At 40.9% G+C, this 19769-nt stretch carries 19 protein-coding genes; 18 read left to right on the plus strand and 1 reads right to left on the minus strand.

Going from position 1 to position 19769, the window contains the following annotated elements:
* The first annotated feature begins 86 nt into the window (after nt 1-86).
* The 13 genes from rpmB to TT13_RS11240 all read left to right on the plus strand — a co-directional run bounded on the left by rpmB (nt 87) and on the right by TT13_RS11240 (nt 14719).
* Nucleotides 87-287 carry a 50S ribosomal protein L28 gene (gene rpmB / locus TT13_RS03750; protein WP_027698758.1) on the plus strand — a complete coding sequence of 67 codons (201 nt, stop codon included), beginning with the start codon at nt 87-89 and terminating at the stop codon, nt 285-287.
* A gap of 136 nt (nt 288-423) precedes the next feature.
* Nucleotides 424-786: an Asp23/Gls24 family envelope stress response protein gene (locus TT13_RS03755; RefSeq protein ID WP_027698759.1), complete on the plus strand. Its 363-nt coding sequence runs from the start codon at nt 424-426 to the stop codon at nt 784-786.
* 21 nt (nt 787-807) lie between these two features.
* Nucleotides 808-2496: a DAK2 domain-containing protein gene (locus TT13_RS03760; protein WP_027698760.1), complete on the plus strand. Its 1689-nt coding sequence runs from the start codon at nt 808-810 to the stop codon at nt 2494-2496.
* Between the two features lie 121 nt (nt 2497-2617).
* Nucleotides 2618-4657 (plus strand): ATP-dependent DNA helicase RecG, encoded by a 2040-nt coding sequence (recG, locus tag TT13_RS03765; protein ID WP_027698761.1) that lies wholly within the window; start codon nt 2618-2620, stop codon nt 4655-4657.
* A 55-nt stretch (nt 4658-4712) separates the two neighbouring features.
* On the plus strand, nt 4713-5762 hold the full coding sequence (plsX, locus tag TT13_RS03770) for a phosphate acyltransferase PlsX (RefSeq protein WP_027698762.1): 1050 nt from the start codon (nt 4713-4715) through the stop codon (nt 5760-5762).
* Nucleotides 5763-5799: 37 nt separating this feature from the next.
* The gene (gene acpP / locus TT13_RS03775) at nt 5800-6042 is read left to right on the plus strand and encodes an acyl carrier protein (protein ID WP_027698763.1); all 243 of its coding nucleotides are present in this window, start codon (nt 5800-5802) and stop codon (nt 6040-6042) included.
* A gap of 129 nt (nt 6043-6171) precedes the next feature.
* Nucleotides 6172-7113, plus strand: a complete 942-nt coding sequence (locus TT13_RS03780) for a Dyp-type peroxidase (protein WP_027698764.1) — start codon at nt 6172-6174, stop codon at nt 7111-7113.
* A gap of 134 nt (nt 7114-7247) precedes the next feature.
* Nucleotides 7248-7949, plus strand: coding sequence for a ribonuclease III (rnc, locus tag TT13_RS03785; protein ID WP_027698765.1), 702 nt, complete (start codon nt 7248-7250; stop codon nt 7947-7949).
* Between the two features lie 5 nt (nt 7950-7954).
* Nucleotides 7955-11509, plus strand: a complete 3555-nt coding sequence (gene smc / locus TT13_RS03790) for a chromosome segregation protein SMC (protein WP_027698766.1) — start codon at nt 7955-7957, stop codon at nt 11507-11509.
* Nucleotides 11510-11523: 14 nt separating this feature from the next.
* Nucleotides 11524-12768 carry a signal recognition particle-docking protein FtsY gene (gene ftsY, locus TT13_RS03795; RefSeq protein WP_027698767.1) on the plus strand — a complete coding sequence of 415 codons (1245 nt, stop codon included), beginning with the start codon at nt 11524-11526 and terminating at the stop codon, nt 12766-12768.
* 5 nt (nt 12769-12773) lie between these two features.
* Nucleotides 12774-13115, plus strand: coding sequence for a putative DNA-binding protein (locus tag TT13_RS03800; RefSeq protein WP_027698768.1), 342 nt, complete (start codon nt 12774-12776; stop codon nt 13113-13115).
* Nucleotides 13116-13118: 3 nt separating this feature from the next.
* A complete protein-coding gene (ffh, locus tag TT13_RS03805; protein WP_027698769.1) occupies nt 13119-14576 on the plus strand; it encodes a signal recognition particle protein in 1458 nt (485 codons plus the stop codon).
* 2 nt (nt 14577-14578) lie between these two features.
* Nucleotides 14579-14719, plus strand: coding sequence for a hypothetical protein (locus TT13_RS11240; protein ID WP_190279608.1), 141 nt, complete (start codon nt 14579-14581; stop codon nt 14717-14719).
* A 55-nt stretch (nt 14720-14774) separates the two neighbouring features.
* On the opposite strand, the gene TT13_RS03810 is transcribed toward TT13_RS11240, so the two are convergent.
* Nucleotides 14775-15203, minus strand: a complete 429-nt coding sequence (locus TT13_RS03810) for an Rrf2 family transcriptional regulator (protein WP_027698770.1) — start codon at nt 15201-15203, stop codon at nt 14775-14777.
* A 107-nt stretch (nt 15204-15310) separates the two neighbouring features.
* On the opposite strand from TT13_RS03810, the gene TT13_RS03815 reads away from it, so the two are divergent.
* From TT13_RS03815 to glpK, 5 genes are all read left to right on the plus strand, one after another.
* Complete coding sequence (locus TT13_RS03815; RefSeq protein WP_027698771.1) at nt 15311-16159, plus strand: NAD(P)H-binding protein; 849 nt, start codon at nt 15311-15313, stop codon at nt 16157-16159.
* 178 nt (nt 16160-16337) lie between these two features.
* Nucleotides 16338-16610, plus strand: a complete 273-nt coding sequence (gene rpsP, locus TT13_RS03820) for a 30S ribosomal protein S16 (RefSeq protein WP_027698772.1) — start codon at nt 16338-16340, stop codon at nt 16608-16610.
* Nucleotides 16611-16911: 301 nt separating this feature from the next.
* Nucleotides 16912-17868 carry a YitT family protein gene (locus TT13_RS03825; protein ID WP_027698773.1) on the plus strand — a complete coding sequence of 319 codons (957 nt, stop codon included), beginning with the start codon at nt 16912-16914 and terminating at the stop codon, nt 17866-17868.
* A gap of 15 nt (nt 17869-17883) precedes the next feature.
* Entirely contained in the window at nt 17884-18069 is a 186-nt protein-coding gene (locus tag TT13_RS03830) for a 2-hydroxymuconate tautomerase (protein ID WP_027698774.1), read from the plus strand.
* A gap of 156 nt (nt 18070-18225) precedes the next feature.
* Nucleotides 18226-19725, plus strand: coding sequence for a glycerol kinase GlpK (gene glpK, locus TT13_RS03835; RefSeq protein ID WP_027698775.1), 1500 nt, complete (start codon nt 18226-18228; stop codon nt 19723-19725).
* Nucleotides 19726-19769 lie beyond the last annotated feature (44 nt).

Below are 19769 nucleotides of genomic sequence, written 5' to 3' on the forward strand. Positions count from 1 at the left end.
CCTTGCATATCAGATGAGGGTTTGATAATATAATTCAAGTAAATAAAAGCACTGAAAAAAGAGCTTAAGATTGGAGGGTCAATCATATGGCAGTTGATGCAATTACTGGAAAGCGTACGCGTTTCGGAAACCAACGTTCACACGCCCTTAACTCAAGCCGTCGTAGCTGGAAGCCAAACTTGCAAAAGGTGACGGTTAAGATCAATGGATCAGCACCTAAGAAGGTGTTCTTGTCAGCTCGTACTTTAAAGGCTGGTTTGAAGAACGGTTCAATTGAGCGTGTTTAATTAGATGAAGCTGCCATTTGGTAGCTTTTTTCTTTTAAATTAATAAATAGATACATGAGCTTTAAATACTACACTTAGCGAATTTAAACCTAGGTGTGCTAAAATGTTAGAAAGTATACTAACGGAGGCAAAACAAATGGCAGTTAAAATTCAGACTCCAAGTGGAATCATTGAAATTGAGAACGATGTAATTGCAACGATTGTCGGGGGGGCCGCCACAGATAACTACGGGGTCGTAGGGATGGCTAGCCAAAATCCTTTGCGCGATGGTGTAAATCAAATTTTAAATAAAGATAACTTTTCAAAGGGTGTTGTTGTGCGCCAACAAGATAATGGGGTTGCAGTTGATGTCCACATCGTTGTCGGTTATGGTATGAAAATCTCTGAAATTTCAAAGAGCGTCCAAGCACGTGTGAAAAATGATTTAAGTGTTATGTTAGGGATTGTAGCTACTGAAGTTAATGTCACAGTACAGGGTGTACGTGTACTTGGCGATTAGCCTAGTTGGAGGAAATTTAACGTGGAAGTTGTTAGTAATATTACCAACGTTGAGTTTGGTAAAATGATTAATGCAGCAGCGAGTGCTCTTAAAGATAATGCTGATAAAATCAATAAATTAAATGTCTTTCCAGTACCCGATGGGGATACTGGTACAAACATGACCCTTTCGATGGCTTCAGGGGCTGAATATGAACGCCAAGAAACTGATACAACAATTGGTGCCTTAGCTAAGGCAACGTCAAAAGGCTTGTTGATGGGAGCACGTGGAAATTCTGGGGTGATTTTATCACAGATTTTCCGTGGCTTTGCTAGTTCAGTTGAAGGCAAGACGACCTTATCAGCCCGTGATTTTGCGGATGCCTTAATGGGTGGAGCTGAGACAGCCTATAAGGCCGTTATGAAGCCAACTGAAGGAACAATCCTGACAGTTGTCCGTGAAGCTGCTGGGGCTGCTAATCAAGCTGCTAAGGAAGATAATAAGGATGTAGTCAAGGTAGCGCAGGCAGCTTTTGTTGCCGCCGAAGCAGCCTTGGCAACCACACCAGATTTACTACCAGTCCTCAAAGAAGTTGGAGTGGTAGATTCAGGTGGGCAAGGACTTGTCATTGTCTTAGAAGCCTTCTTCGCAGTTCTATCTGGCCAAGAAGTCGGTGAAACAACGGTTGATAATGCCGGATTAGATGCAATGATTAAAGGTTTGCATGACAGTGGGGTACAGGGTGAAATTAATCCTGCAGACATCAAATATGGTTATTGTACTGAGATAATGGTTGATATTGCCCAAGGTACAACTTATGATCAGAAATTTGATTACGACAAATTTTATAATCATTTAGCACAACTTGGTGACTCACTTTTGGTTATCAATGATGATGAAGTGGTTAAAGTGCATGTACATACGGAAAACCCAGGTGAAGTTATCAGTTGGGGAACCCATTTTGGATCTTTACGTAAAGTAAAGGTTGATAACATGCGCGATCAACAAGTTGAGGCTGCCGCTGCTGCACAAGCAACTAAAGCCGCAAATAAGGCCAGCGAACAAGCTGCAGTTGATTTAGCTGTAATTACAATTGCAACTGGTGCGGGGGTTAAGGATTTGTTTGCCTCAGCTGGAGCAACCGTTGTTTTGGATGGTGAGCAAGCACCATCAACTCAGGATTTAGTCGATGCAGTTAAAGCTTCAGGAGCTAAAGCAGCAATTATTCTACCTAATGACAGTAATATCTTTATGGCCGCCCAACAAGCGGTTGAGTTATTAGAAATACCAACAGCGGTCGTGAAGACACGGACCATTCAACAAGGTTTGACATCCCTAGTGTTGGGTTATAACCCCAACGATGATTTGACAACAGTTGCTAATGAAATGACCGATACAATGGCTGAAGTCATTTCAGGCGCTTTGACAACTTCTGTGCGTGATACTACTTTGGGTGGTTTAGAAATCCATGACGGCGATGCAATTGGTCTTTTGGACGGGAAAATTACCGTAGCGGTTGCTGACAATGATTTGGAAAGTGCTGCTAAGCAATTATTGGCACAAATGATTACTGATGAAGCTGAAATTGTAACCATCATTTTTGGGTCTCAAAGTAATCAAGCTGGTGCACAAGCAATCGCTGATGCGGCATTGGCAATTGATGAAGATCTTGAAATTGAAATTCATGATGGTGGTCAACCATTATATCCATATTTAATTTCAGTTGAGTAATTTAAACTAAATAGAGCCCCTAGTGGGCTTTTTTTATTTAACTAAAAAGAAATTATGGCCCCTTAAAAATATTTGTTATAATGGTTAAACTTAATTAATTTTGAAAGGGTGGGCTAAGATGATGGTGTCATTATTAGATTCGGTTGGAACTTTAGCAGGTGTAGGGCCTAAGCGCGAGTTAGCGCTTAATCATCTAGCAATATACACAATTAATGATCTGCTAAACTATTTTCCTAATCGGTATAATGATCTTGAGCAAAGGTTACCATCGGACACCTTAGATGGTGAAAAAGTTACCTTTAAAGGGGTCGTATCATCAGAACCAGTTTTAACCCGTTTTGGCTTTAAGAAGACCCGGGTTGGATTTCGCTTACTTGTTGAGCATGATAATGTACTGGTCACTTTTTTTAATCAACCATGGATTCAAAGCCGTATTAATTTAGGCGATGAACTAGCAGTTTATGGGGTCTATGAAAAAAGTCGGCAAAGTTTGAGCGGGATGAAGTTACTACCTAAAAATAGTGAGGACGAACTAGAGCCGATTTATCCGTCATCAAAAGAGATTCAACAAAAGTCAATCAAGAGTCTAATTGAGCAGGCTTTGGGGAAGTATCAGGCATTGTTGGCAGAAAATAATATCGTGCCTGAGCCGATTCGCTCGCACTATAAGCTACTAGATCATAAGGCAACAATTTTTGGGATGCACGTACCAAAAACGCCCCTCGAAGCCGAGCAAGCTAGGCGCTCAGCCTCCTTCGAGGAATTTTTTACTTTTCAAATGCGCCTACAAATTATTAAGTCCATGGATCGAACTAATCATGGGCGAGCAATTAATTTTGATAACGAACGTTTAAAAGCCTTTATTAAGAAGTTGCCGTATGAATTAACCCAAGCACAAAAGAAAGTGGTTAATGAAATCGTCTATGATATGCGGCGACCAATTCACATGAATCGCTTGTTACAAGGTGATGTGGGGTCTGGTAAAACGATTGTGGCCGCTTTAGCGATGTATGCAGCAATCACAGCTGGCATGCAGGCAACAATGATGGCTCCCACGGAAATCTTGGCACAACAGCATGCTAAATCAATTGGTAACTTATTTGATCCACAAATGGTTCGAGTTGAACTATTAACCGGGGCAACTAAGGCTGCACAACGACGTCAAATTTTGGCTGATTTAGTAAGTGGTGAGGTTGATATTTTAATTGGTACTCATGCTTTGATTCAACCAGATATTGAATTTCATCAATTAGGGCTCGCAGTAATTGATGAACAACACCGTTTTGGGGTTGATCAGCGGGGACTGTTACGTGATATTGGGATGAATCCGGATATTTTAGCTATGACAGCAACGCCAATTCCGCGGACTTTAGCAATTACAGCCTATGGTGAAATGGATGTTTCAATTATTGATGAATTACCAGCTGGTCGAAAGCCAATCAAGACCGCTTGGGTGCGTCATAATGAGCTAGAAAAATCACTGCGGTTAATTAAAGAACAGTTAAAGGCAGGTGCACAAGCTTATGTAGTAACGCCTTTGATTGAGGAGTCAGAGGTTTTAGATGTTCAAAATGCGGAGCAGGTCTACGCAGAGATGCAAGCGGAGTTCGCACCGGATTATGAGGTTGCTTTATTACACGGACGCATGACAAACCAGGCTAAAGATGCAATTATGGAAGGCTTTAAGCAAAACCAGATTCAAATTTTAGTGGCTACGACAGTAATTGAAGTTGGAGTTGATGTACCTAATGCGTCAGTTATGCTGATTTTAGATGCTGACCGTTTTGGCCTAGCCCAACTGCACCAATTAAGAGGACGAGTTGGCCGAGGCGAGCGACAATCATATACGATCTTGGTTGCTGACCCTAAGACTCAGTATGGAATTGATCGAATGGAAGCAATGGTTGAAACAACCGATGGCTTTGTCTTAGCACAAAAAGATTTAGAATTACGGGGCTCTGGTGATGTCTTAGGGGTCAGACAATCTGGTGTACCGGCTTTTCGCGTTGGTGATCCAATCCGTGATATGAAAATGATGGAGATTGCCCAGCAAGAAGCAATTGAGCTAATTACGCGGCCAGGCTGGGAGGAAGATCCAGCCAATCGTTTTTTGGCAAATTATATGTCAGAAACAATGGCACGCTACCGTTATTTTGATTAAGTGCTAAAATATGGTAAAGTAAGCGAAGTTTAACAAAGGACTAGAGGAAATTAATATGTTTAAGATTGCAGTTGATGCAATGGGCGGCGACAATGCACCACAAGCAGTTGTTGCAGGAATTGAACAAGCACGTGATCGACTCTCAGATGTTGAATTTATGTTGTTTGGACAATTAGATAAAGTTGCTCCGTTAATAAAAAATGATGAGCGTATTACTTTAATTCAAGCTGATGAAGTAATTGAAATGGCTGAAGAGCCAGTGAAATCAGTGCGACGTAAAAAGCAAAGTTCATTAGTCTTAGCTGCAAATGCAGTTAAGGCTGGCGAGGCGGATGCACTATTTTCAGCTGGTAATACAGGGGCTTTATTGGCTGCAGGAATCTTTATCGTTGGTCGGATTAAGGGAATTGATCGGCCAGCATTAATGACCGTCATGCCTGCTTTTGCTGGGCCTAATGATAATTTTGTCATGATGGATATGGGTGCAAATGCGGAAAATCGAGCAACACACTTGTATCAATATGGTGTTTTAGGTTCATTTTACGCTACAAATATTTTAGGTTATCAAGCGCCTCGGGTTGGGTTACTAAATAATGGAACCGAAGCTGATAAGGGTGACCAAGTTCATAAAGCAGCCCATGAATTATTGCAGTATGGTGCAGATCATCAGCTATTAAACTTTATTGGTAATGTTGAGGCACGTGATATTTTGCAAGGACCAGCCGATGTTGTAATTGCGGATGGCTTTTCTGGAAATGCGACTTTGAAAGCAATTGAAGGTACGGCTTTGACTTTGTTGAAGTTAATGAAGGATAGTATCATGAGTGCTGGCCCATTAGCTAAGCTTGGTGGCGCTTTGGTAAAACCAGCTTTGAAGACGATGCAAGAACGCCTTGATTATTCTAAGGCTGGTGGAGCGGTCGTAATTGGAGTTAAGGCACCAGTTGTTAAGGCCCATGGCTCATCAGAAGCCGAAACCATTGCTAACACAATGGTTCAAATCGAAGCAATGTTACATGCAGATTTGGTTGCTAAAGTTGAAAGCTTTGTAGCTGAACATGCTGCAGATTTGACGGTGCAATCAGCTAGTGATGATGAAAAGTAACTTTTAATTTAAATAAAAAAAGAATTAGGTGATAAAAATGGAACGGCAAGAAGTATTAGATAAAGTAATTTCAGTTGTAGTGAGTCATTTTGAATTGGATCCAGCAAAGGTAACGGGCGATTTGAGCTTTTTGACCGATATTGATGCCGATTCAATTGATTTTGTAGAATTAGTATTAGAGATGGAAGATGAGTTTGATATTGAAATCTCCGATGAAGATGCTGAAGGTCTGAAAACAATTAATAATACTGTCGATTACATTATGAGTCACAGCAAGTAAAAGATAAGTTGAACTGGCAAAGATGCTAGTTCAACTTTTTTGTTAGGAACATAAAGCTGTGTTTAGATGATTATCTGGTGCTCAATTGGTAATTGGTATAGAATTTATTTGAGAGGACAGGAGGGTTTTATGATTAATGCAGCTAAAGCACAGGATGTTTGGAAAGATACTGGGGAGAGCGTATCTTTTATCGTTCTTAAGATGAAACGCGAAAATTTAGCAGCCGAGCAGGCGGAAATTGCTGAATTTGCTGATCGTTCACAAGCAATTATTCGTTCACTAAAAATTAGAGCTGCACAAGCAAATTTACGGGTAGCAATCGGTTTTAGTGCAAAAGCTTGGCAGTATCTTTTTCCAAAAGTTACGATGCCTAAGGAGTTAGAAACATATACAACATTAACTGGACCGAAATATTCGATGCCAGCAAGTGATGGTGATATTTTCTTACATATTCGAGCAAAAGATGAAGCAATCGTATATGAAGCGGTTCGGCAATTTATGATTTTTTTGCAGCCAGCAACCAATTTAATTGATGAAACCAAGGGCTTCCGTTATTTGGAAGGCCGGGCAATTATTGGCTTTGTTGATGGTACTGAGGCGCCAGGAATGGAAGATGCAGCTGAATATGCGATTATTGGCGATGAAGACCCTAACTTTGAGAATGGTTCTTATGCCTTTGCACAAAAGTGGTTACACGATATGTCAAATTGGGAACATAATGCAACAGAAGTACAAGAGAAGGCCGTTGGTCGGCATAAGTTTGATGATTTGGAATTAGAAGATGAGGATAAGTTTAAAAATGCACACAATGTCGCTTCGAAAATCGAAATTGATGGAGTTGAACAAAAAATTGTGCGCATGAATGTGCCTTTCTCAAATCCGGCAGCTGGTCAAACGGGAACATATTTTATCGGTTATGCACGACATTGGCAGGTAACAAAGCAAATGCTACAACAAATGTTGGATAAGTCAGATTTCTTGCTTTCTTTCTCAACACTTTTGTCAGGTCAGCTCTTTTTTATTCCGTCACGAGATAATTTAGCTGAAATTGCTGACGGAAAATATTTTTAAAATTAAAGCAAACGACCTCATTTTGAGGTCGTTTTTATTCGTGTTTGTTTATGTAATTTTAAAAGTAAGATAAGGGCAAAAGCAATGCAAATTCTGGTATAATTAACCTTATCTAACGAAAAATGGAGTGACTTATGTTCGATAAATTAGAAAAACAATTATCGGAAAAATATCAGATAGAATTTAAGGATTTATCCTTATTACGAGAAGCATTAACGCAAGCAAATTATGTTAATGAACATACCAACTTTACGGGTCGTGACTACCAACGCCTTGAATTTTTAGGGGATGCGGTTATGCAGCAATCAACGGCGCTCTATTTATTTAAGCGCTATCCAGATTGGGATGAAGGTCAATTGACAGAGTTGCGAATTTCAATGGTCCAAACACGTGCTTTTGCAGCTTTGTCACGTGAGCTACATCTTGATCGGTATATCTTGTTGGGGCGGGGCGAAGAGCGTTCAGGTGCTCGTAACCGTGATTCACTTTTAGAAGATATTTGGGAAGCATTTATTGGGGCTTTGTTCCTTGACCAAGGTGCTGAAAAGGTCATGACTTTTCTAAAGCAAGTTATGTTTAGCAAAATTGATGATGGCTTTTATGACCAGTTTGTTGATTATAAATCAAAATTGCAAGAATATTTGCAACGAAATGGTGCAGTTACGATTGCCTACACTAAGGTAGCTGAGCGCCAAATTGAAAATAATGAACAGATTTTCACCGTTGAAGTTACTTTAGATAATAAAAAGCTTGGTGTTGGTGAAGGTAAATCAACTAAGGATGCTGAGAAAGCCGCCGCCCGCTTGGCCTTTCAGAATCTAACTAAGGGAAAGTAGTACATATGAAGCTTAAATCACTTGAAATCAGTGGCTTTAAATCATTTGCTAATAAAACTAAGATTGATTTTATGCCAGGTATTACAGGGGTTGTTGGTCCAAATGGTTCAGGTAAGTCCAATATCATTGAGGCAGTTCGTTGGGTCTTGGGTGAGCAATCGGCTAAGGGCCTACGTGGTGATCGGATGACTGATGTGATTTTTGGTGGTACATCACAACGAGCACCACTAAATCGGGCAGAAGTTGTCATTACCTTTGATAATAGTGATCATTATCTAAATTCAGCATATTCGGAAATTGCGATTAGCCGGACTCTTTATCGTAATGGCGACTCGAAGTATCTTTTAAATGGTACAACGGTACGACTAAAGGATATTCAAGAGCTGTTTATGGACTCTGGTTTGGGGCGTGAAAGTTTTTCAATTATTTCGCAGGGCCGCGTTGAAAGCATTTTTTCTGCTAAAGCCGAAGATCGACGCGTAATTATTGAAGAAGTTGCCGGGGTTTATAAATATAAGCAAAGTAAAAATCGGGCTGAAAAAGAATTGACTGGGACGCATGAAAATCTAAATCGTGTGCGGGATATTCTACATGAGTTAGAGGACCGATTAGAGCCATTAGCAAAGCAAAGTGCTTTAGCACAGGATTACTTGGAGCAAAAGAATCGCTTTGATGCTTTAGATCAGGCTCGAATTGTCTTGGAGTTGACTGATTGGTATCAAGAAAAATCAGAAAATGATGAAGCAATCAAGCAAACGAATGTTAAAAGTTTGCAGGTAAAAACGCTACTAGAAGAGCGGAGCAAGACCGTTAATGATTTACGAGTAAAGCAGCAGACGGCTGAAAAGCAACAACAGGTAATTCAAAATGAATTATTGGCTTTAACAACCAAACATCAACAATTGTTAGGTAAACGTAATTTACAGGCGGAGCGATTGGCAAATCGTTCAGCAGCCTTAACAGATTTAACCGAACAGCAGCAAAATGCTCAAAGATTAGTTGATGAGTTAGCTGGCAAACAATTAAATCAAGAGGCTGATTTACTTAAACTAGAAATTAACGCGAAGCAACTAGGCAAAGACCTAAATGGTTTATTGGCACAACACCCCAACAAACAAGCTAAGCAATTAAATCAAAAAATAGAACGTTTACGTAATGATTTAGTAGGTGCAATGCAGACATTAGCTGATGCTAAGAACGCTCAAAAATATTTGGAACGTGAAGATGCCCAATCTGATGTAACAAGTAGTCGTTTACAAAAGCGGGATCACGAATTGACCAGTCAGTTGACAAGCCTTAGTCAAGAAATTGAAGCTGCTAAAACAGTGGTTGCGCAAGCAGAGAGTAAAAAGGCGGAGTTAGATGAATCTTTGCTAGCCGCTCAAATCGAAGGAAAACGTCTGGAAGAAACTCATCAAGCAGCACGGCAAACTTGGTTTACTGCCTTAGAAGAAGAGCAGCGCTATACGACTCGCTTAGACTCGTTGAAACGGGTCGCTGAAAGCTATGACGGCTATAATCAAGGGGTTAAAAACTTGATGAACGCTAAGGCACAGTTTACTGGTCTTAAAGGGGTAGTTGCTGAGTTGTTGGCGGTGCCAGATGATTACCAAGTAGCCTTAGAAACGGCACTTGGTGGCGCGCTGCAACAAGCAGTTGTCGATAATGAACAAACAGCGAAGGCTGCGATTCAGTATTTGACGCAACATCGTTTAGGTCGGGTGACTTTCTTGCCACTTTCGACGATTAAGAGCCGTCATTTACCAGCAGAGTTATGGCATAAAGCAGCACAGGCGCCAGGTGTCATTGGCATAGCAGCAAACTTAGCGCAAACTGCACCAGAATATCAAACAATCTTAGACAATCTCTTAGGCTTAACAATCGTTGTTGATACACTAGATAATGCAATTAACCTAGGTCAGAAGCTACAGCATCGCGTTCGCTTGGTGACCTTAGATGGCCAATTGATGAATGCTGGTGGTTCTTTGACTGGTGGAGCTAATCGTAGTCATCGAAACGGTCTTTTGGTCCAAAAGGGTGAAATTGAGACTTTGAGTAACGAGCTCGATGCTGCCACACAAAAGGCACAGACTTGTGAGCAAACAGTTAAAGCATTGGCAGCAAAAATCACGCCTTTAGCTGCTAATTTTCGTGAATTACAGTCAACAATCATTGAGGCAAATGAAGCCATGCAAAGAGCCAAGGCTAATTTGCAAGTGCTTTTAGAACGTGAAAAACAATTAAGCCGTGAAAAAGAGGCTTTAGTTTATGAGGTACATCAATCAACTGATGCAACTGCGGGACACACGGAACAATTAGCACAAAATCAAGTAGAATTGGCTAATGCGCAGACCCAGGTCGACCAATTACAGAGCCAGATTGCAAGCCAGATTATTAAACAGCAGACGCTACAGACAAAGAGTGAAGCGGCTGACGCAGCCATTGCAGAGACACGGACGGCGTATAGCAGAGCTAATGCGCAGGTTGAATCAGTTAAAGTTCGGATTGAGGAGCAGGCAAGTCAAATTAAGCGTGAACAGCAGCGCTTGACCGATTTAACTGAGCAACGTTTGGCCTTAGAAAGTGGCGACCAAGGGCAGGTAGCTGACCTTGAAACACAAATTACGGATATTAAAGCACAGCAAGCTAAAGCGGAAGCAACCTTAGTTACTTTGGAGCAGACACTCGTCGAAACCAGCAAGGCAAGTAATCAACTCGATAACGAGTTAGCATTAATTCGCGATGAGCAAATGCAGGTGTTGAATACTTTGAGTCGCTTATCAAGTCGTCAAGCAGAGCTGCGGACTCAGATTCAGCATGATGAACAACTATTGGTTGAGCAATATGATACGTCCTTTAGTTTTGCAGAAAGTCAGATGGACGACTTATCATTAGCAGAAGTTCGTACCCAGTTAAAGTTACTGCGCCGTGGTTTAGACGACTTAGGATCGGTTAATTTGCATGCGATTGATGAGTATGCTGAGGTTAAAGAGCGGTATGATTTTTTGAATCAGCAAAAAACAGATTTAGAAACCGCACAGGCCAACTTGCAGGCAACGATGACTGAGATGGATAATGAGGTTGAGCAACGATTCAAGACAACCTTTGATGCAATTGCTAGTCATTTTGGAGAAATATTTGTTAAAATGTTTGGCGGTGGGCAAGCACAACTGCTTTTGGCCGATCCTGAACATTTATTAACAACCGGAATTGATATTAAAGCTCAGCCACCGGGAAAAAAGTTCCAACAAATGAGTTTATTATCTGGTGGAGAAAAAGCTCTAACAGCAATTTCCTTGCTGTTTGCCATTTTGGAAGTCCGGCCAGTACCCTTTGCAGTTTTGGATGAGACTGAGGCAGCTTTGGATGAAGCAAATGTTGATCGTTTTGCGCATTATTTGCATGAAGTGAATGCGCGGACACAGTTTATTGTGATTACACATCGTAAAGGTACAATGACACAGGCAGATGTTTTGTATGGAGTTACAATGCAAGAACCGGGAATTTCAACAATGGTCTCAGTTAATCTGACCGACGCCAGCCGCGAAGCTACTAATTAAGAAAGAGGCATGAGATGGGATTATTTGATTTTTTAAGACGCAAAGAACCTGAAAAAGTTGCTCCTAAAATTGAAGTTGAAGTGCTCCAACCACGGCCAATCGTTAAGGTTGAAGTTTTACAACCAAATTTTGATAATAAATCGTCACTAACAAGTGAAGCAAAGCAAAAAGAACTTGACATAAACGAAGAAACAACAATCATTACAGAGTCAGCAGAGTCAGCAGAGTCAGCAGAGTCAGCAGAGTCAGCAGAGTCAGCAGAGTCAGCAGAGTCAGCAGAGTCAGCAGAGTCAGCAGAGTCAGCAGAGTCAGCAGAGTCAGCAGAGTCAACGGCGACGTTAGCGACTGGTTTGAATAAAACAAGACGGACTTGGTCAGAGCGCTGGAATGCCTTTATGGCCAATTTCCGGTCCGTGGACGAGGACTTCTTTGAGGAACTTGAAGAAACCTTGATTGGAGCTGATGTCGGTGCGCAAACTGCCTTTGATTTGACAGCTCAGTTGAGAGATGAAGTTAAGTTAAAGAATGCAAAAAGTAAAAGTGAAGTCTCTAAGGTAGTTGTTGACGCTTTAGTTGCTCACTATCAAGCCCAAGGAGTCAACGAAGATGCCACAATGCATTTCGCTGACGAGGGGCCAACTGTAATTCTCTTTGTTGGAGTCAATGGTGTTGGTAAGACCACCACAATTGGAAAAATGGCAGCCCGATATAAAGCTGAGGGTAAAAAGGTTATTTTGGCAGCTGCGGATACTTTCCGTGCCGGCGCAACTCAACAATTGCAGGCTTGGGGCGAACGTGACGGTGTTGAAGTAATTGCCGGGGCTGCAAATGTTGACCCCGCTTCAGTTGTATATGACGGGGTACGAGCCGCCATTGAGCAGCAAGCTGATGTTTTGTTTGTTGATACGGCCGGACGTTTGCAAAATAACGTTAATTTAATGCAAGAGTTGGCTAAGATGAAGCGGATTATTGCTCGTGAATTACCAAGTGAACCGCAAGAAGTTTTGTTGGTTTTGGATTCAACAACCGGACAAAACGCGCTACAACAAGCAAAGCTCTTTAAAGATTCAACCGATGTAACCGGGATTGTTTTGACTAAACTCGATGGTACTGCCAAGGGTGGTATTATTTTGCCAATTCGTAATGAATTACACTTGCCAGTTAAATGGATTGGACTTGGTGAAGGGGTCATGGACTTACAAGTCTTTGATGCCGATGATTTTGCTAAGAGTCTGTTTGGTGATTTATTGGAGGAGTAAGTACGATGGAGTTAGAGAAGAATACCCGTCTAAACGCACTGTTTGATTTTTATCAACCATTATTGACTGCCAAGCAAAATGAATACTTACAATTATATTATGCTGACGATTTTTCACTCGGTGAAATTGCTGAAGAGTTTGCTGTTTCAAGGCAGGCGGTTTATGATAACCTTAAGCGTTCTACGCAGTTACTAGAAGATTATGAAGTGAAATTACACCTGTATGCAGATTATTTAGAGCGAGTGCAGGCGTCAACAGTACTGTTAGCTTATATTGAGCAAAATTATGCGACTGATAAGAAGTTAATGGAATTAACTAAGCAATTAATGACATTGGAAGAGGAGTAAAGTATGGCCTTTGAAGGTTTGACAGAGCGTTTACAAAACGCACTTAGCGGTCTACGACGTAAGGGAAAGGTTACCGATGCCGACCTACGTGAAACAATGCGTGAGATTAGGATGGCCTTGTTAGAAGCCGATGTTAATTTTGGCGTTGTTAAGGAATTTGTGCGAAATGTGCGCGAAAAGGCCGCTGGAGCTAAGGTCTTAGATGGCTTGAACCCAGCGCAACAGATTGTTTCAATTGTTAATGATGAATTAACTGCAATGATGGGTGAGGCAGCTGTACCACTTAATAAATCAGCCAAGATTCCAACTGTGATTATGATGGTTGGTTTGCAAGGAGCTGGTAAGACAACAACGGCTGGTAAGTTAGCCCTTAAACTAAAGACTGAGGAAAATGCTCGGCCCTTTATGATTGCGGCTGACGTTTATCGGCCAGCTGCTATTGAACAATTGACGACATTAGGTGAGCAGATTGGTGTACCAGTTTTTGAACTCGGTACACAGGTCGATCCACGCGAAATTGTTAAGCAAGGGTTAGCAGCTGCAGCGGAAGCTAAGGCTGACTATGTCTTTATTGATGCAGCTGGACGTTTACAAATTGATGAAGCGTTAATGCAAGAATTAGTAGATGTTAAGGAAATTGCCCAGCCAGACGAAATTATGTTGGTTGTCGATGCAATGACTGGTCAAAATGCCGTTGAGACAGCAGAAGGCTTTGATCAACGTTTAGATATTACCGGTGTAACCTTAACTAAGTTAGATGGTGACACCCGTGGTGGTGCGGCCCTATCAATTCGTGCGGTAACTGGTAAGCCAATTAAGTTTGTTGGTCAAGGTGAAAAAATGACCGATTTGGATGTTTTCTATCCAGATCGGATGGCTAGTCGTATCCTAGGTATGGGTGACTTACTGACCTTAATCGAAAAGGCTCAAAAAGATTTTGATGAAAAAGAAGCTGAAAAGCAAATGGAAAAGATGAAGTCAAATACTTTTGATTTCAACGATTTTATTGCTCAACTTGATCAAGTTCAAAATATGGGACCATTGGAAGATATTTTGAAGATGATTCCAGGCATGGCTAATAACCCAGCACTAAAGAATGCCAAACTTGATCCAAAAGATATGGATCGGATGAAGGCTATTGTCTACTCAATGACGCCAAGTGAACGTGAAAATCCAGATTTAATCAATCCAAGTCGGCGCCGTCGTTTGGCAGCAGGTTCAGGGCGGCCAATCGTTGAAGTTAATCGGATGATTAAACAATTCAATGAGATGAAAACCATGATGTCAAAGATGATGAATGGTAATACTGCTGGGATGGAACAAATGATGAATGCGATGGGCGGCGGCGGAATGCCGGGAATGCCAGGTGGTAATGGTTTGAAGGGCCGAATGGCCAATATGGCTATGAAACAAGTTGCACGTCGGATGCAAAAAAACAGTAAGAAAAAGCGGCGGAAGTAACAATGGGAAAATACTTGCTTGATGATAAACAAAAGGCAATGAATACGAAACATCAAGATGCAGATAAGGTTAAGACAACAGTATCTAAAGCTGATAAAGTAGCGCAACTTCGGGCCCAATATTTAAAGACTAAAAGTAAATAAGCACGAAGCGTCCTAAAAAGGCCTTACCACTAACTTTGATAGTGGTAGGGCCTTTTTAGTTTTTACTAGCTTGTAGGATATTTTTAATAATCATATCTAAGCTAACGTTACGCATTTCAAGTTCAGCTGCCTGCTGTACTTGTTGATAGGCTTGGTCTAAGGCAGTTTGAATATTAGCACCGACTAAACAATTTATATTGGTCTTACCATCGATTTGCAATAATAAATCATCATTACTAATGGCACGATAAATATCGAATAAAGAGATAGCACTAGCCTTTAGGGCAAGCTTGGGATTGGGTTTGCCGACAGTTGTTTGGATTAGATTGGCCTTACGTAATTGCGCCATAATTTTACGTACATTGGTTGGATTAGTAGCAACGCTTTGCGCAATCTGCTCACTAGACAAAGCGTGACTATCTTTAAAAATTTCAATATAAGCGAGAATATGGACCGCATCACTAAGCTGCGTTGAGGATTTCATGGTATAACTCCTAAGATCAATATATCTTGACTCATGGTAACATATTTATTAAACTTTAATTGTACATTATAAATATACAGCTGTTTTAAAGGAATGGGGTACATGTCATGAATTATTTAGTAACGGGAGCAAGTGGTCACTTTGGGCAAGCAGCATTAAAGCAATTATCGAAAATAGTTGATAAGCAGTCAATTTTTGCCCTAGTTCGGAATACGGCAAAAGGCGCAGCTTTGTCTGAACAGGGATATAATGTTCGTTTGGCCGATTACAATGATTCTGAGGCTTTAGCAAGTGCATTAATGGGCATTGATCGATTATTATTGGTTTCAGGTGCACCTGGTAATCGACAAGCCGAGCATGGCAACGTGATTCAGGCAGCTAAGACGGCTAAGCTTGATTATATTGTCTACACGAGTTTTCCTGAGGCCCCAAATGCCGATAATATGTTAGCTCCTGACCATGCGGCTACTGAGCAAATGATTAAGGACAGTGGAATTGCGCACACCTTTGTTAGAAATAATTGGTATTTAGAAAATGAGTTGCCACTAATTAAAATCGCTTTAGCTGATGGCAGTCTACCTTTTACGGCCGGAACAGGACGTACAGGCTGGGCGTTACGACGTGAGTATGCAGCCGCAGCTGCAAATGTTTTGGTGCAAAAGCCTGAGCAAACGGTCTTAGATTTTAGCGGGCCAGTCCGTACCTATACTGATTTAGCAGCGGGATTGGCATCGGCTGTGCAAAAGCCGATTACTGCTAAAGCAGTTAGTTCGGCCGAATTCGCTGAGCGCCTGTCAGCATTCGGAATGGATCAAGGTAGCGTCGATTTCTTTTTAGCGGTTCAAAAAATTATTGCTGATGGGCAACTTGATTTTCCATCAGATGATTTAGCTCAAGCTTTGGGTGAACCATTAGCAGATTTGCCAGTGGCTTTAAAGGAACTTTTGGCAGACTAAAACGAATTAAATTTCCCTTGCTATCGACTTATAATTGTAGTAACATAATTAAGTCAAAGGGTGACAAGTAATTTTACTTGACACTATATGAATTTATAAGTGTAAAGGAAAAACACTTTACACCTGTAATGGTCTTTGTTATTATAATTAAGTATAAAAATACTGGAGGAAATTAAACATGGCTGTAAAGATCCGTTTGAAGCGCATGGGTTCAAAGAAGCGTCCATTCTACCGTGTCGTTGTTGCTGACTCACGTTCACCACGTGATGGTCGTTTCATCGAAACTGTTGGAACGTACAACCCATTGGTTGAGCCTGCTGAAGTTAAGTTGAATGAGGAATCAGTACTATCATGGTTGAACAATGGTGCTCAACCTTCAGATACTGTTAAGAACTTGTTGTCTAACGCAGGTATCATGAAGAAGTTCCACGAAGCAAAGTACACTAAGTAATTTGTTTCTGATTAGTTCAATGTTTGCAAGTGGGTTGGTCACTTTTGGTCAGGCTCTTGGTACATTGTTCTAAACTTGAAAAGGTTAACTCATCTTGGGTTAACTTTTTTTTGTGGGTTTTGATATATATAAAGCACCTTAGGATAAATTTAAATAGTTAATTGAATACCAATAAATAAATATGAAGGTTACCTGATAAAACTTCGGCTGGAAATCCTAAAAAAGTCAATTAACTGACTGGTTTACTAGTCTTGAATATGTGATAATGTAATAACTAAAAGGAAGAACGGAGGGTGCGCTTGTGGCCAAGACACACTTACGCGAATATAGTATTAAAGTTATTGTTTTTGTCTTTTCAGGACTGTTAGTAGCAATGGCAATGAATTTCTTCTATATTCCAAATAAGATTTTTTCTGGTGGCTTTAATGGTATTGCTCAACTGATTGCTTTGTTTTTTCATGCAATTTTTGGTTTGAATTTACAAGTTGGAGCGATTATCATGGCTTTCAATATTCCAATCGCTTTTGTTGGTTGGAAGTGGGCGGGGCGTGAATTTACGGTTTGGTCATTCTTACAAAACCTATTTTCAAGCGGTTTGCAAATCTTGTTACCAGAAACTAGCTTAGTTCATTCTGAACCAATCCTTGCAGGAATGTTTGGTGGTTTGCTAATGGGAATTGCAATTGGAGTAACCTTTAAGTTTGGCTTCTCAACTGGTGGGATGGATATTGTAGCCGCCGCCGTTCAAAAGGCGAGTGGCAAATCAATTGGGTTCATTACCTTATTCATTAACGCAGCGATTGTTTTAATCGCCGGGACCTTTATTGGTTGGCAAAATGCCATGTACACGATTATTGGAATTTATATTACAACAATTGCAATTGATTCGATTCATACGCGTTATCAGAAGTTAACCGCTTTTATTGTTACTAAACGCTCTTCGGAAGTAGCTAAGGCCCTACAAGAGAGCGTTGTTCGCGGAATTACCATCATGCCTTCATTTGGTGCTTATACGCAGGAGCCTTCAAGTACCCTGATGATGGTATTGTCACGGTATGAGTTACGTGAGATGGAGTTATTAACTAAGTCAATCGATCCAGATGCTTTTATCAATGTAATTAACACCGTTGAGACGTCAAACAACTTCTTAAACGAGGACTTGCAAAGCCAAATTCGTTTTGAGCGAGTGGCAGCACAAGCACAGCTGAATGAAGCACTTAACTTAGATGAAGCAGCAGAAAAATTTAAAAATAATTAAAAAGAGGAAAATAAAATGCCATTTATTCATGTAGAACTAGTTGAAGGACGTAGCGATGCCCAACTAAAGGCAATGATGACAGAAATCACTGATGCCGTTGAAAAGAACACTGGGGCACCACGTTCAGCAATTAAGGTAATTGTTAATGAAATGCGCGCTGACCGTTTCATGGACGGTGGTAACTTACGTTCAGAAAACTAAAAGTTTAAATGAACCCCTAGGACTGGAGCTTTGTCGCCAATCCTAGGGGTTTTACTGTGGTCGAAAAGCGCTGTATTAATAAATATCTAGACGTTAACTGATTATCTGTATAAAATATATATGGATATAAATAGACAGGACAAGAACGAGGTAGCTATGACCAATCAATATATAATGGCCTTGGATCAGGGAACGACTAGTACGCGGGCAATTCTCTTTGACCATGCGGGAAAAGCAGTAGCGGTTGCGCAAAAGGAGTTACCACAAATTTTTAAAAAGCCAGGCTGGGTTGAACATGATGCCAATACGATTTGGGATGACGCACGCCAAGTAATGGCTGAAGTTATTATCCGTGCAAATGTAGCACCTTATAAAGTAGCGGGAATTGGTATTACTAATCAGCGCGAAACTACAGTCATTTGGGATAAACTAACGGGGGAACCAATTAGTTCGGCAATTGTCTGGCAATCAAAACAAACCAGCGAAATTGCTGATGAATTAAAGGCGGCGGGGCTAACTGATTTAGTTCATGCTAAAACCGGTTTATGGATTGATGCATATTTTTCAGCTACTAAGATTATGTGGCTTTTGGATAATATTCCAGGTGCGCGGCAAAAGGCTGAAGCTGGTGAGCTGCTATTTGGAACAATTGATAGCTGGTTATTATACAAACTAACAAATGGAGCAGTCCACGCAACTGATGTAACAAATGCCAGTCGGACCATGCTTTACAATATTCATGACTTGACTTGGGATGAAGAGTTACTAGATTTGTTTAATATTCCAAAAGCAATCTTACCAACCGTACAAGATTCTTCAAGCAATTTTGGTTATACGGCTGAGTATGCTTTCTTTGGTATCCAGGTGCCAATTACCGGAATTGCCGGTGATCAGCAAGCCGCTTTATTTGGGCATAAGGCCTTTAGCGTTGGTGACGTAAAAAACACTTTTGGTACTGGTTCCTTTATTGTTATGAATACAGGCGACCGCGTGGCTCAATCAAATAATGGCTTACTATCAACAATTGCATACGGTTTAAATGGTGAAGTGAAGTACGCTTTGGAGGGTTCTGTTTTTATTGCTGGAGCTGCAATTCAATGGCTAAGAGATGGCTTGGAATTAATTGACTCCGCCAAAGACACAGCGGCCATGGCACAACGTGCTTATGAACAACATCCAGATCCAATTTATTTAGTACCGGCCTTTTCAGGACTTGGTGCTCCTTATTGGGATCAAGCAGTCAGAGGGGCAATGTTTGGCTTAACACGAGCAACGACAAGAAATGATTTGGTTAGAGCAACCTTAGAGTCACTTGCATATCAAACACGGGATGTATTAGTTGCAATGGCCGAAGATACTGACATTGACTTATCATCTTTGGTAATTGATGGTGGTGTGGCAGCCAATGGTTATTTACATCAGTTCCAAGCAGATCTTTTGCATATTCGTATTACCCGACCTGAACAGGTTGAAACAACCGCTTTGGGGGCTGCCTTTTTAGCTGGTTTAGGAGTTGGGTATTGGCCTTCAATTGAAGATCTACCAGATGCAGGTGAAAAAATTGTGTGCGAACCTAATCAAGCGAAATTTGCTGAACATGAGGCGGCTTATCAGGGTTGGAAGAAAGCCGTTCTGGCTGCTCAATTTTTTAAGTAAAGAAGTTTGCAATTAAGTGAATTCCTTGTTGAGTAGGTTAAGAC

The sequence above is a fragment of the Weissella oryzae SG25 genome (assembly GCF_000691805.2).
Classification (GTDB): Bacteria; Bacillota; Bacilli; order Lactobacillales; family Lactobacillaceae; genus Weissella; species Weissella oryzae.

What these genes read in the sequence shown, in the direction of transcription:
- rnc (WP_027698765.1), top strand. Translation starts at nt 7,248, where the DNA reads ATGTTCGATAAATTAGAAAAACAATTATCGGAAAAATATCAGATAGAA.
- smc (WP_027698766.1), top strand. Translation starts at nt 7,955, where the DNA reads ATGAAGCTTAAATCACTTGAAATCAGTGGCTTTAAATCATTTGCTAAT.
- TT13_RS03780 (WP_027698764.1), top strand. Translation starts at nt 6,172, where the DNA reads ATGATTAATGCAGCTAAAGCACAGGATGTTTGGAAAGATACTGGGGAG.
- ftsY (WP_027698767.1), top strand. Translation starts at nt 11,524, where the DNA reads ATGGGATTATTTGATTTTTTAAGACGCAAAGAACCTGAAAAAGTTGCT.
- ffh (WP_027698769.1), top strand. Translation starts at nt 13,119, where the DNA reads ATGGCCTTTGAAGGTTTGACAGAGCGTTTACAAAACGCACTTAGCGGT.
- recG (WP_027698761.1), top strand. Translation starts at nt 2,618, where the DNA reads ATGGTGTCATTATTAGATTCGGTTGGAACTTTAGCAGGTGTAGGGCCT.
- TT13_RS03755 (WP_027698759.1), top strand. Translation starts at nt 424, where the DNA reads ATGGCAGTTAAAATTCAGACTCCAAGTGGAATCATTGAAATTGAGAAC.
- acpP (WP_027698763.1), top strand. Translation starts at nt 5,800, where the DNA reads ATGGAACGGCAAGAAGTATTAGATAAAGTAATTTCAGTTGTAGTGAGT.
- rpsP (WP_027698772.1), top strand. Translation starts at nt 16,338, where the DNA reads ATGGCTGTAAAGATCCGTTTGAAGCGCATGGGTTCAAAGAAGCGTCCA.
- rpmB (WP_027698758.1), top strand. Translation starts at nt 87, where the DNA reads ATGGCAGTTGATGCAATTACTGGAAAGCGTACGCGTTTCGGAAACCAA.
- TT13_RS11240 (WP_190279608.1), top strand. Translation starts at nt 14,579, where the DNA reads ATGGGAAAATACTTGCTTGATGATAAACAAAAGGCAATGAATACGAAA.
- glpK (WP_027698775.1), top strand. Translation starts at nt 18,226, where the DNA reads ATGACCAATCAATATATAATGGCCTTGGATCAGGGAACGACTAGTACG.
- TT13_RS03810 (WP_027698770.1), bottom strand. Translation starts at nt 15,203, where the DNA reads ATGAAATCCTCAACGCAGCTTAGTGATGCGGTCCATATTCTCGCTTAT.
- TT13_RS03800 (WP_027698768.1), top strand. Translation starts at nt 12,774, where the DNA reads ATGGAGTTAGAGAAGAATACCCGTCTAAACGCACTGTTTGATTTTTAT.
- TT13_RS03830 (WP_027698774.1), top strand. Translation starts at nt 17,884, where the DNA reads ATGCCATTTATTCATGTAGAACTAGTTGAAGGACGTAGCGATGCCCAA.
- plsX (WP_027698762.1), top strand. Translation starts at nt 4,713, where the DNA reads ATGTTTAAGATTGCAGTTGATGCAATGGGCGGCGACAATGCACCACAA.
- TT13_RS03815 (WP_027698771.1), top strand. Translation starts at nt 15,311, where the DNA reads ATGAATTATTTAGTAACGGGAGCAAGTGGTCACTTTGGGCAAGCAGCA.